This is a genomic window from Sphingomonas sp. NFX23 (assembly GCF_049887795.1).
Classification (GTDB): Bacteria; Pseudomonadota; Alphaproteobacteria; order Sphingomonadales; family Sphingomonadaceae; genus Sphingomonas.
Window position 1 is genome coordinate 72,756 of the sequence record NZ_JAGEKH010000003.1, and the last position, 10,468, is coordinate 83,223.

Here is a 10,468-nt window from a genome sequence, read left to right on the forward strand (position 1 = left end):
GTCGATGTCTATCGAGACTGACAATGCGCTCGGCACGTTCCTGCGCGATCGCCGGGCACGCATGGACGCCGCGGCGTTCGGGTTCAGTGGCGGCCGGCGCCGGACGCCCGGCCTGCGCCGCGAGGAAGTCGCCCAGCGCGCTAACATCTCGGCGACCTGGTACACCTGGCTCGAACAGGGCCGCGGTGGCGCGCCGTCGGCCGACGTCCTCAACCGCATCGCCGGCGGCCTGATGCTGACCGAGCCGGAGCGCGAGCACCTGTTCGTCCTCGGTCTCGGCCATCCGCCCGAAGCGACCTATCGCGCCTCCGACGAAGTCACACCCCGGCTTCAGCGCGTACTGGATGCGCTCGAATTCAGCCCGGCGATCGTTAAGACGCCGACCTGGGACGTGGTCGCGTGGAACGCGGCGGCGGCGACGCTGCTGACGGACTATGCGACGTTGCCCCGCGACCAGCGCAACATCCTGCGCCTGATGTTCACCAATGCGAGCATCAAGGCAGCGCAGGAGGACTGGCTCAACGTCGCCCGCTATGTCGTCGGTACGTTTCGCGCAGATGCCGCGCGTGCTGGCGCGGGCGCGGAGATCAGCCAACTGGTCGAGGAACTGTCGCGGCTCAGTCCCGAGTTCGACGCATTGTGGCGCGACAACAACGTTGCCCGGCATGCTGACGGCCTGAAGCGGCTTCACCACCCGGTACACGGCCTGCTCGAGCTCGAATTCTCGGCGTTTGCGGTCGACGGTCGGCCGGACCTCGGGATGATCGTCTACAATCCGGCAACCCCGGAAACGGCGCGGCGTATCCGGTCGTTGACGGCGCCGACCGCCTGAGCCTTTCGCGCGCGGATCGGCAGCCGCTTCTTTATTTCGACGTGCCGTCCGAACTTCTGTCGGCGCTTCCCCAGCCCGCCGCCTTGCGCAACACGCGCGACAGTTGCTCGACCGAATACGGCTTGTGGAGCAGTTCGAACCCGTGCGTGCCGTCCTGCGCGAGGATATTGCTGTATCCCGACGTCAGCACGACCGGCAGGCTCGGATGATCGGCGCGGATCGCCTTGCCGAGTTCGATGCCGTTCATCCCCGGCATCACCACGTCCGAGAACACGATATCGAAGCGCGAGGCATCCTTGCCCAGCTCCGCCAGAGCCTCCTGCGCATTGGCCGCCCACACCGTCACATAGCCAAGCTCGGCCAGCGACTGCGTGGTGAACGTCCCGACTTCCCTGTTATCCTCGACGACCAGCACACAGGTTCCGTGACCGTCGGCCAGCGTCTGGACGTTGTCGTCCTCGACGGGACGGTCGCTCTCGTCGACTTGCGGCAGATACAAGGTGAAGGTCGCGCCCTCGCCCGGCGGGCTTTCGACCACGATGTCGCCCTCGGACTGTTTGGCGAACCCGAACACCTGGCTGAGACCGAGACCGGTGCCCTGCCCGACGCCCTTGGTCGTGAAGAACGGCTCGAAGATCCGCTCCAGTTTCTCGGGTTCGATGCCGGTACCGCTGTCGGTCATCGAGATCGCGACATAGCGCCCCGGCACGGCCGGGTGCGAGCGAACGGCGGGGATGAACGACGCCGACCGCACCGCGATCAGGATATGGCCCGCGCCGTCCATCGCGTCGCGCGCGTTGACCGCCATGTTCACGAGTGCGGTATCGAGCTGGCTCGGATCGACGTTGGTGAACAGCGGCGTCTCGGGCACGTCGATGTCGATGACGATTCGCGAGCCCGTCAACGTGCCCAGCATATCGGCGATGACGCGCAGGCTATGCCCGACGTCGATCACCTCGGGCTGGAGCGCCTGTCGCCGCGCGAAGGCGAGCAGCTGCCCCGTCAGTTTCGCGGCACGATCGGCGGTATCGGAGATCGCGTCGATATAGCGTTCGCGCCGTTCCGCGCTGAGGTCCGGACGCTTCAGCAGGTCGGTCGCCGAGCGAATGACGGTCAACAGGTTGTTGAAATCATGCGCGACGCCGCCGGTGAGCTGGCCGACCGCTTCCATCTTCTGCGATTGGCGCAGCGCGTCCTCGGCATGCTGGAGCTCGCCGGTCCGCGCCGCGACCTGCTGTTCGAGCGACGCGGCCAGAGCTGCAAGCTCCTGCTCCGTGCGCCGCCGCTCGGTTGCGATCCGGGTGCGCTCGGCCACTTCGCGAACGAACGCCACCTCGTCCGCACGCCACTGCCGCGCACGGCCGCTGCCGAGGTAGAGCATCGCGACCAGCCGTCCGTTTTCCATGATCGGCATGTTGACGATCGCGCGCACGGAAATCGCCTCGAGCGCGGCGACCGTCGACCGCGTTCGCGGATCGGTGTGCGCGTCTTCGATACACACTTCGTCGCCATTTTTCAGATCGTCGATGTACGTTCCGAAGCTGCGTAGATCGAAGCTGCCGAAAAGGGGCGCGACGCGCGGCGCACTCCAGTCGCGCATGATCGTGAGCGTGTCGGCGTCGATCTCGCCATAGCCCGCTCGGTCCGCCCCAACCGTTTGGCCAATGATCCGCGCCGCCGCGAACGAGATATCATCCGGTTCGTCCGTGTCACGAAACACGTCGCCCAGTTCGACGAGCGCCGCGCGCATGATCTCGCTGCGACGCTGGTCGGTGATGTCGGTCGAGACGCCGGCGATCCGCAACGCCTCGCCCTCGGTGTTAAAGAAGGGCTGGCCGCGCGAGGCGAGCCAGCGCAGTTCTCCATCCCGGCGATAGATGCGGTAGATCACGTCATAGTCGGTGCCCTCCGCGACGCAGCGACGGACTTCGGCAACGCTTTTCGCTCTATCCTCGGGATGGATCGCCTCGAGCCGGTCCTCGTAGGTGAAGGGCTCGTGGCTAGGGCGGCCGAAGATTTCCTTGCACGTATCGGAGGCAGTCAGCTGCTTGCTGGCGATCTCCAGGCTCCAGGTTCCGAAGCGGGCAGCCTTCAGCGTGAAGGCCAGCTCGCGCTCCTGCTCCTGCTGCATCCGCAATCGGTCGGTCAGCTCGGCCAGAAGCGCGGCATTGCTCGATTCCAGGCCTTGCAGCCGTTCGCGCTCGAGCGTCACATCGACCTGGCTCGCGAAGAAATAGGCGAGCACGCCTTCGGTATCGTAGACCGGCGCCAGCAACAGGCGGTTCCAGAACAGCTCGCCGTCCTTGCGGTGGTTCTGGATGTCGATCTCGATCGGCCGGACCTGCCGCACCGCCTCGCGAATCTTGACAACGGTCGCGGGATCGGTTTCCGGCCCCTGCAGGAAGCGACAATTGTGGCCGAGTATCTCCGCCCGGCTATAGCCGCTCAACCGGCAGAACGCGTCGTTGGTGAAAACGACCGGATTGTCGGGCAACCGGGGATTGGTGATGATCATCGGCATCCGCGTGGCCCGCACGGCCGCGACGAACGGATCGGTGCCGACGTCCTGCGCGATAATCTCGGCCGCGATCCGCTCGGCATCCGCCGTCATTTTCGGGGCGCTTTCGACGGCGCTGTCGATGATATCAGTCAAAACAGTCTACTCATCGATGATCACCAATCCCGATATCTAGGGTAGCAACCAAATCATCGCAACGCCGACCATCAGATACTGAGCCAAATCAGCTGCATAGGTGGCAATCGAAATTCCGGTTTTACCTTTTCGACAGGGCTCGAAGCGAGGTTTGGCACGTTCGATCCGGTAGGGAATTCGAGAGGATGACATGCTTTTCAAATATTCGGCCGCAATCCTGGCTCTCTCGCTGGTCGCCGCGCCCGTCGCGGCACGGACGCCGCCGCCCGCCGGGATCTGGGCCAACCCGCACAACACCGTCCACGTGACTTTCAAGCGCTGTCGCGATGCGATCTGCGGGACGGTCGTGTGGGCGAGCCGCACTGCGATCGAGGACGCGCAGCGCGGCGGCGTCGACCAGCTCGTCGGCGAGGAACTGTTCCGCGATTTCGTCGAGGACGAGCCTGGGCGATGGAGCGGCGAGGTCTTCATTCCCGATGTCGGCCAGACCGTGTCCGGTACGATCACGCAGATCGATGCCCGCACGTTGGTCGGCGAAGGCTGCATGTTCGCAGGGTTCGGCTGCAAAACGCAGTCGTGGAAGCGCATCAAGTAGCGGATCGCAGCCGCTCGCGACCGGTGTAAAAAATTTCGCTCGGCAATCTTGACGACCTCGGACGCGAAATTATTTCCCCGGTCGCCGGACGCGTCGATCGGTCCGGCGACTGAGGGCACCGGCTTTACCGGTGCTCCTCGTGCTCAGATTGCTCATGAGGAGGATTTGGATATGAGGACGAACTTCGACTTTACGCCTTACCGTCGTTCCACGGTCGGTTTCGACCGGCTGTTCGACTTGCTGGAAGCGACCGCACGGACCGATACGGTCGATGGCTACCCGCCGTTCGATATCGAACGCGAGAGCGAGGACAGCTATCAGATCACGCTCGCCGTCGCCGGGTTTCGCCCCGACGACATCGAGATCGTCGCGCAGAACAACCAGTTGACGGTCAGCGGGCGCAAGCCCGACGAACGCGACGATGGCCGCTTCGTCCACCGCGGGATCGCCACCCGTGCGTTCGAGCGCCGCTTCCAGCTTGCCGACTTCGTGCAGGTCCAGAATGCGAGCTTCGACAACGGCCTGCTGCGCATCGCGCTGAAACGCGAAATTCCCGAGGCGATGAAGCCGCGCCGGATCGAGATCACCGGCGCCGCAGCCAATGATCGCAGCGGCGATCGTCTCGAAGACAAGCAGGCGGAACGCTCCGCTGCGTAACGGGAATGACGACTGCCAGCCCAAATGCTGGCAGTCGCTATTTTGTTCGGGCGCTATGTATTCAAGGCGCCCGGCTTAACGCGGCGGCGGCATCTGGACGTGAATATCGGCCGCCGAGGGCACGACATGGTTCGGTCGAGCGGTCATCCGCAGCCATCCGCCGCGGACCATGACGAGTGCTACGCCCGCGGCGATAACCGCCAGACCGAACTCGATCTTGCGGAGCGTATCGCGGTTGCGATCGTCGGTATTCCAGACCTTGTCCCAGTCGTCGTCGGATCGCTGATCGCGGTGTCCCACGACGAGGTTGGAATCGTAATCGGTTTCGTAATCCGTATGATCCGTCATGCGGGTCTCCTCTCCGAAGTCCGATCGACATAGTTCTTCGGCAGCGCGACCGTGGATCACGGTCCGCACTTGCAGCGAATTGGTGTTGCGTGGTTCGCGATAAGGTCGCCGGATATTCGATCGACCAGCCGCGGATTATTTATCGGTAGCGCAACGATCGAGTGCGCTTGGCGTCGTACGTCTTCGGTAACGCGAGTAACGGTATAGCGGCGGGAGCGATCATGCGCCCCCGCCGCGACACGCCGTGGCTTACTTGCCGCGGAGCGTGTTGATCAGGGCGATACCCAGTACACCGGCAACCGCTGCGGCGGTGAACGGACGCTCCTTCGAGAACTGGCGGACATAGTCGACCAGCGGACGGATGTTCTCTTCGACGACGTCCTTGGCTTGGCCGACCGTCTTCTGGACGGTACCGGTCAGCTGATCCGCTGCGCCTTCGCTCTGCAGCGACTTGTCGCCGATCGCGCCGCCGAGGGTTTCCTTGACCTTGCCGCTGACGTCGGTTGCTGCGCCGCTGAGGGTGTCGGTGTTCATGAATGATCTCCTTCGATACGTGGATGATGTGGCTTCAAACGACGAAGCCGGCGGGAATATCCCGCGCTGCTCCGCGCTGGTGAAAACGATGGGGTCGCACGGGCAAAGGAGTTCGCGCTCCGGCAGACCCGAAACTCATATTGCCCAGAGACATAACCCATCGGACCGCGGATGTTTCCGCAGTATTCCTGCACCTGAATCAGGTACTAAACTACTATCCCGGTGATGACGGCCGGGCGTGGGAGGCCGATCAGGACGAAAGCCGATCCCGCCGCATCGTCAGCGTGATGATCACCCCGCCCGTCGACCATTCATAGGCGATCGAGCCCCCAAGCTGCCCGGCAACGGTACGGCGAACGAGCTTGCTGCCGAAGCCTTCCCCGGCATTCGGGCTTTCGACTTCCGGACCGCCGCGTTCGAGCCAGGTCAGGATCACTTCGTCGTCGGTCGCGGTGCTGGACAGGTCGAGCGTTCCGGTCGGTGCCGACAAAGCGCCGTATTTCATCGAATTGGTCGCGAGCTCGTGGATGATCAGCCCCAGCCCGGTCGCGGCGTTTTCCCCGACGCCCATGCGCTCGACCGCGACGCGGATGCGGCCCTTGAAGGCGCCCATGTCGTCATACGGGGCCAGCAACACCGAAAGCAGGTCGCCGAGCAACGCCGCGTCGCCCTGCCCGCCCGGCAACGGTCGGACGAGATCGTGCGCCCGCCCCAGCGCGCTCAACCGTTCGGTCAGTTCGCGTGCCATGTCCTGCGTATTGGGTGCGGTGCGCGAGGTTATCGTGGTCAAACCGCTCGCGATCGCCAGCAAATTCTTGACGCGGTGGCTCATCTCGCCGGCGAGCAGTTCGTTGCCCTCCTCCGCCTGCTTGCGGCCGGTGACGTCGAGGAAGATGCCGAACATCGTCCGTCCGACGATCCCGACATCCTCGCCCTGGCCGCGTGCGGAGATCCAGCGGACCTCCTCGCCGATCATGATCCGGAAGTCGGTCTCGTAGCTGCCAAGCACCGCGCGGGTGGCGGCGAAGGCGGAGTGGACGCGGTCGCGATCGGACGGATGAATATGCGCCGACAATTCCTCGAACGTGACTTCGGCGCGCCACGGGAGGCCCCAAAGCTCGAAGCCCCGCTCGTCCATCGTGAAGGCGTCGGTGTCGACGTTCCATGCCCACAGGGCAACGCCCGCGGCGGTGACCGCAAGCCGCAGATGGTCGGGGTCCCACGCATGCGCCTTGGGTATTTCGGCAGTTCCGTCCGCAATCACTTCGGCAATCCCCCGTCCGAGCGCAGAGCCCGGCCACCATGCCTAATACACACCGCGCGCGCTTTACGTTAACTTCGCGCAAGTGGCGGTGTTCGCCGCACTTACGGGTCCGCGGCCGCAGTTGAGGTCATCCGACATCGCCAATAGAAATGCGGACCACGATGGCAGATCGGCGTGCTACTCGACCGGGCACCAAGTGAACGAGGGTAGCGAAATGGACAGCATGACAGGCGATGCGCCGCGGGACACGCCGGTGTTCGCCGATGTCGTCATCGTCGGCGGCGGGCACGGCGGAGCGGCGTGTGCGATCGCGCTGCGCAAGATCGGCTTCGAGGGATCGATCCTGCTCGTCGGCAAGGAGGCCGAGCTTCCCTATGAACGGCCGCCCTTGTCGAAAGAATATCTGTCGGGCGAGAAGATCTTCGGCCGTATCCTGATCCGACAGGCGACGTTCTGGACCGAGCAGCGCATCGATCTGCGACTGGGATCGCGCATCGTATCGGTCGATCCGGTCGAGCACAGCGCGACGACGGAGGACGGTACGACGATCGGCTATGGGCGGCTGGTCTGGGCGACGGGCGGGACGCCGAGACGACTGGCCTGCGCTGGCCATCATCTCACCGGCGTCCACACCGTGCGCGACCGCGCCGACGCCGACCGGATGCTCGCCGAACTGCCGGATGTCGGAACCGCGGTCGTGATCGGCGGCGGGTATATCGGGCTCGAAGCCGCAGCGGTGCTGCGCAAGTTCGGCAAGTCCGTCATCCTGATCGAGGCGCTCGACCGGGTACTCGCGCGGGTGGCGGGCGAAGACCTGTCGCGGTTCTTCGAGGCGGAGCACCGCGCGCACGGCGTCGACGTGCGGCTGGGGCAGTCGGTCGACTGCATTCTGGGCGATGACCGCGTCACCGGGGTCCGGCTGGGGGACGGCACCGTCATCGCCGCCGACATGGTGATCGTCGGCATCGGCATCCTTCCCGAAGTCGCGCCCCTGATCGACGCTGGTGCGGCGGGTGGCAACGGCGTGGCCGTCGATGGCGTATGCCGGACGAGCGTGCCGGACGTGTATGCGATCGGCGACTGCGCGTTGCACGCCAACCGGTTTGCCGGTGGGGCGGCGGTGCGCGTCGAATCGGTGCAGAACGCGAACGACCAGGCGACCGTCGTGGCGAAGGACATCGTTGGCCAGCCGGCGGTGTATGACGCGGTGCCGTGGTTCTGGTCGAACCAGTATGACCTGAAGCTGCAGACCGTCGGATTGTCGACCAGCTATGACGACACGGTCCTGCGCGGCGATCCGGCGACGCGCAAATTCTCGGTCGTGTACCTGCGCGACGGCCGCGTGATCGCGCTCGACTGCGTGGGTGCGGTCAAGGATTACGTCCAAGGGCGCAAGCTGGTTGAAGCCGGCGCGGTGATCGACCGGGCCATCCTCGCCGACCCCGACATCATGCTGAAGGACATGATGCCGCTGGAGCCGCCGACGCTTTCTTGACTCCGGTTCGGCATCGGTCGCACCTTGCGGCCGAACAGCGCGGATATCGGATCGCATGGCAATGATGAGTATCGGCGCATGACTGCGCTGGCGGGCCTGCGGGTCGTCGAGTTCGCCAGCATCGGGCCGGGCCCGCATGCGGCGATGCTGTTGTCGGATCTCGGTGCGGAGGTGCTGCGGATCGAGCGGGTCGGCGGTGGATTTCGCAATCCCGTGCTGGACCGTGGCCGCGCGCGGCTCGCGCTCGACATTCGCACGCTTGAGGGGCGCGAGCAGGCGCTTGCGATCACGGACCGCGCCGATGTCGTGATCGAGGGGCTGCGACCGGGCGTGATGGAGCGGCTCGGCCTCAGTCCGGAGGTGATGCTCGAACGCAACCCGCGGCTCGTTTATGGGCGGATGACCGGTTGGGGACAGACCGGGCCGCTCGCGCAGGTGGCGGGCCACGATCTCAATTACATTGCCCTCAGCGGAGTGCTCGCGGCGATCGGCGCGCCGGGAACGCCGCCGCCGGCGCCGCTCAACCTGATCGGCGATTTCGGCGGCGGGTCGCTGTATCTCGTTACCGGTATCCTCGCGGCGCTGCTCGAACGCGCACGATCGGGACTGGGCCAAGTCGTCGATGCGGCGATCGTCGACGGGGTCTCTTCAATGATGGCGCTGTTCGCGGGAATGGTCCCGGCCGGCGTCATGTCGATGGACCGCGACCGCAATTTGCTCGGCGGCGCAGCGCCGTTCTACCGCTGTTACACCTGCGCCGATGGGCGGTACGTCTCGGTCGGCGCGATCGAGCCGAAATTCTATGCCGAGCTGCTCGGTCGGCTGGGGCTCTCCGCCGACCTCGCGGCGGAGCAGATGGTCGTCGAGCGCTGGCCCGAAACCACGCGACGCTTCGCCGCGGTGTTCGTGACCAGATCGAGGGACGACTGGTGCGCCGCGCTCGAAGGCACCGACACATGCTTTGCGCCCGTGCTGGAACTCGACGAGGTGCCGACGCACCACCACATGGCCGATCGCGGTGTCGTCGTCGACGGCATCTGGCAGGCGGCCCCTGCCCCGCGCCTGTCCCGCACGCCGGGCCGGATCGCCCCCAGCTCCGATGGCACGGCGCTGCTGGCGGAATGGGGCGTTGGCTAAGACGACCGGATCACGCGCGCCCGACTTGCCGCAACAGATGCTCCGCGCGCGACAGATACGGTCGGTCGAGCATGCCGCCCTTGTAGCCGATCGTGCCGACGCCGGGGTTGGCCGCGAACAGATCGACGATCGCCTGCGCCTCGGCGATCTCCGCCTCGGTCGGCGTGAAGGCGGCGTTGATCACGTCGACCTGCGCCGGATGGATCGCAAGCATCCCGCGGTAACCGTCACGCCGGACCTGCTCCGCGCGCGTTTTCAACGTGTCGAGATCGCGGAAGTCGCCCTGGATCGTCTCGATCGCGGTCACGTCCGCCGCCGCGGCACCCAGCAGGCACATCGACCGCGCGAGTTCGTAGGTGAAGCGATAGCTGCCATCCGGATTGCAGTTCGCGCTCGCGCCGATCGAGTCCGCCAGATCCTCCGCGCCCCAAGTCAGTGCGACCACGCGAGGCGCGCCCTTATAGTCGCCCGTATGGAACATCGCTTCCGCCGTCTCGGTGATCAGCACGATTACCGGGGTCGACCCGATCGCGATGCCGTTCGCCGCCTCGAACGCGGAGAGGTAGTGGTCGAGCCGTTCGACATCCTGCCGTCCGGCGACCTTCGGCAGCATGATCCCGCCCGGCCGCGCCGGCATGATCGCAGCGAGATCGGTCAGCGTATATGGTCCGTCGAGCGGATTGACCCTCACCCACATTCGCGCGCGATGTGCGACATTTGCGGTCAGCACGTCGTGGACGGCCTGGCGGGCGAGCGGCTTGTTCTCGGTGGTCACCGCGTCTTCGAGATCGAACAGGACGATGTCGGCGCTGCCCTCGACCGCCTTGGTCATCTTGCGTTCGCTGTCCCCCGGCGCGAACAACCAGGAGCGCATTTTCAACGAAGCAACGGACATGGCGGCATGGTCCCAGACGGATCGAAACAGGTGCGTTGCGTACGGCGTCGATCGCGAG

Annotated in this window: 10 protein-coding genes; 5 read left to right on the plus strand and 5 right to left on the minus strand. The window is 65.4% G+C overall.

All coding sequences use genetic code 11. The annotated features are described in order from the left end of the window. The first annotated feature begins 4 nt into the window (after positions 1–4). Complete coding sequence (locus J4O76_RS07980) at positions 5–832, plus strand: helix-turn-helix transcriptional regulator (protein ID WP_426281223.1); 828 nt, start codon at positions 5–7, stop codon at positions 830–832. 31 nt (positions 833–863) lie between these two features. Here J4O76_RS07980 and J4O76_RS07985 read toward each other — a convergent pair whose 3' ends face one another. Further along, positions 864–3,485: a PAS domain-containing protein gene (locus tag J4O76_RS07985; protein ID WP_426281224.1), complete on the minus strand. Its 2,622-nt coding sequence runs from the start codon at positions 3,483–3,485 to the stop codon at positions 864–866. A gap of 190 nt (positions 3,486–3,675) precedes the next feature. Here J4O76_RS07985 and J4O76_RS07990 point away from each other — a divergent pair, with 190 nt between their 5' ends. Continuing rightward, positions 3,676–4,080, plus strand: a complete 405-nt coding sequence (locus tag J4O76_RS07990) for a DUF2147 domain-containing protein (RefSeq protein WP_207897080.1) — start codon at positions 3,676–3,678, stop codon at positions 4,078–4,080. Between the two features lie 171 nt (positions 4,081–4,251). Beyond that, positions 4,252–4,737, plus strand: coding sequence for an Hsp20 family protein (locus J4O76_RS07995; RefSeq protein WP_056489325.1), 486 nt, complete (start codon positions 4,252–4,254; stop codon positions 4,735–4,737). A 75-nt stretch (positions 4,738–4,812) separates the two neighbouring features. Here the strand turns inward: J4O76_RS07995 and J4O76_RS08000 are convergent, their stop codons facing one another. The 3 genes from J4O76_RS08000 to J4O76_RS08010 all read right to left on the minus strand — a co-directional run bounded on the left by J4O76_RS08000 (position 4,813) and on the right by J4O76_RS08010 (position 6,883). Next, entirely contained in the window at positions 4,813–5,085 is a 273-nt protein-coding gene (locus tag J4O76_RS08000; protein ID WP_426281225.1) for a hypothetical protein, read from the minus strand. A 249-nt stretch (positions 5,086–5,334) separates the two neighbouring features. Beyond that, entirely contained in the window at positions 5,335–5,619 is a 285-nt protein-coding gene (locus tag J4O76_RS08005; protein WP_056057800.1) for a CsbD family protein, read from the minus strand. A gap of 250 nt (positions 5,620–5,869) precedes the next feature. Beyond that, positions 5,870–6,883, minus strand: coding sequence for a sensor histidine kinase (locus tag J4O76_RS08010; RefSeq protein WP_426281226.1), 1,014 nt, complete (start codon positions 6,881–6,883; stop codon positions 5,870–5,872). A gap of 214 nt (positions 6,884–7,097) precedes the next feature. On the opposite strand from J4O76_RS08010, the gene J4O76_RS08015 reads away from it, so the two are divergent. Continuing rightward, positions 7,098–8,378, plus strand: a complete 1,281-nt coding sequence (locus J4O76_RS08015) for an NAD(P)/FAD-dependent oxidoreductase (protein WP_426281227.1) — start codon at positions 7,098–7,100, stop codon at positions 8,376–8,378. 78 nt (positions 8,379–8,456) lie between these two features. Beyond that, positions 8,457–9,515, plus strand: a complete 1,059-nt coding sequence (locus J4O76_RS08020; protein ID WP_426281228.1) for a CaiB/BaiF CoA transferase family protein — start codon at positions 8,457–8,459, stop codon at positions 9,513–9,515. A 10-nt stretch (positions 9,516–9,525) separates the two neighbouring features. Here J4O76_RS08020 and J4O76_RS08025 read toward each other — a convergent pair whose 3' ends face one another. Next, positions 9,526–10,389: an HpcH/HpaI aldolase/citrate lyase family protein gene (locus tag J4O76_RS08025; RefSeq protein WP_426281229.1), complete on the minus strand. Its 864-nt coding sequence runs from the start codon at positions 10,387–10,389 to the stop codon at positions 9,526–9,528. Positions 10,390–10,468 lie beyond the last annotated feature (79 nt).

Excerpts from the sequence above, each read along its gene's own strand:
- J4O76_RS07990 (WP_207897080.1), top strand. The coding sequence starts at position 3,676 with ATGCTTTTCAAATATTCGGCCGCAATCCTGGCTCTCTCGCTGGTCGCC.
- J4O76_RS08020 (WP_426281228.1), top strand. The coding sequence starts at position 8,457 with ATGACTGCGCTGGCGGGCCTGCGGGTCGTCGAGTTCGCCAGCATCGGG.
- J4O76_RS07995 (WP_056489325.1), top strand. The coding sequence starts at position 4,252 with ATGAGGACGAACTTCGACTTTACGCCTTACCGTCGTTCCACGGTCGGT.
- J4O76_RS08015 (WP_426281227.1), top strand. The coding sequence starts at position 7,098 with ATGGACAGCATGACAGGCGATGCGCCGCGGGACACGCCGGTGTTCGCC.
- J4O76_RS08005 (WP_056057800.1), bottom strand. The coding sequence starts at position 5,619 with ATGAACACCGACACCCTCAGCGGCGCAGCAACCGACGTCAGCGGCAAG.
- J4O76_RS08000 (WP_426281225.1), bottom strand. The coding sequence starts at position 5,085 with ATGACGGATCATACGGATTACGAAACCGATTACGATTCCAACCTCGTC.
- J4O76_RS08025 (WP_426281229.1), bottom strand. The coding sequence starts at position 10,389 with ATGCGCTCCTGGTTGTTCGCGCCGGGGGACAGCGAACGCAAGATGACC.
- J4O76_RS07980 (WP_426281223.1), top strand. The coding sequence starts at position 5 with ATGTCTATCGAGACTGACAATGCGCTCGGCACGTTCCTGCGCGATCGC.